Source organism: Kitasatospora sp. MBT66 (assembly GCF_000710405.2).
GTDB classification, from domain to species: domain Bacteria; phylum Actinomycetota; class Actinomycetes; order Streptomycetales; family Streptomycetaceae; genus Kitasatospora; species Kitasatospora purpeofusca.
The window spans coordinates 200,640-201,497 of the sequence record NZ_JAIY01000020.1; the positions used below are offsets into that span (position 1 = coordinate 200,640).

The 858-nt window shown below is 78.8% G+C and carries 1 protein-coding gene; it reads left to right on the forward strand.

The genetic code is table 11. The features are described from left to right. Positions 1-858 (forward strand): hypothetical protein (locus tag BI06_RS51985; protein ID WP_158516533.1); only part of this gene is annotated, 858 nt, incomplete at both ends.

Sequence of the window (858 nt, forward strand, 5' to 3'; positions counted from 1 at the left end):
GGCGGGCGGCTCCCCGGAGGCCCTCACCGCCGGGCACTTCGACCTCCCGGTGACCGGCGAGCCCGCCGACCCCAAGCTCCGCCCCGCGTTCGCCGCGCCGCTGGCCGCCCTCGCGGCCGGGCAGCAGACCCGGCAGCCGGTCGAGCTGCCGACCGGCGCGGGCGCCGAGGTCCGACTGGTCGTCCCGCCCGGCTTCCACTCCCTCACCGCGCCCGGCGGCCCGCCCGGGGTCTCCGCCCGCACGGTGTCCACCGGCCCCGTGGACGGCATCCCGGCCGGCCTCGGGATCGCCCCGGCCACCGGCGCGGCCGCCGCCGAGCTGACGACCCACCTGGCCGAGACCGCCGAGGAGCTGTTCAGCGGCACGGCTCCGGCCGACCGCCGCGAGTTCGCGCTGATCGCCGCCGCCCTGGCCGATGTCGTCACCGCCTCCGGCGCCGTCTACGCGGGTGTCGCGGCGGTCCAGGTGGACGGCAGGGCGGCCGACGCGACGCTGGTCGTCTCGCTGGCCCGCCACCCGCTGCCGATCACCGGCCTGGCCACCGAGCTCGCCACCGTGCGGCGGCACGCCGAGGTGTGGACGGTGCTGCTGCCCGCCGGGCCGGCCGCCGTCCTGGTCGAGGGCCGCAGTGTGCCCGTCCCGGGCCCGCTGGCCGCCGACGGGGTGCGCCGCTGGGCGGTCACCTCGGTGGTCGAGGCGTTCGTCCCGCTGCCGGACGGCGCCTCGGTGCTCTGCGTCCAGCTGACCACCGCCCAGCCGCAGGACTGGGAGCTGTACACGGACGTCTTCGCGGAACTGCTGAAGTCCGTGCAGTTCGGCTGGGACGGCGTCCCGGCCGCTCCGACCGCGCCGCTGCC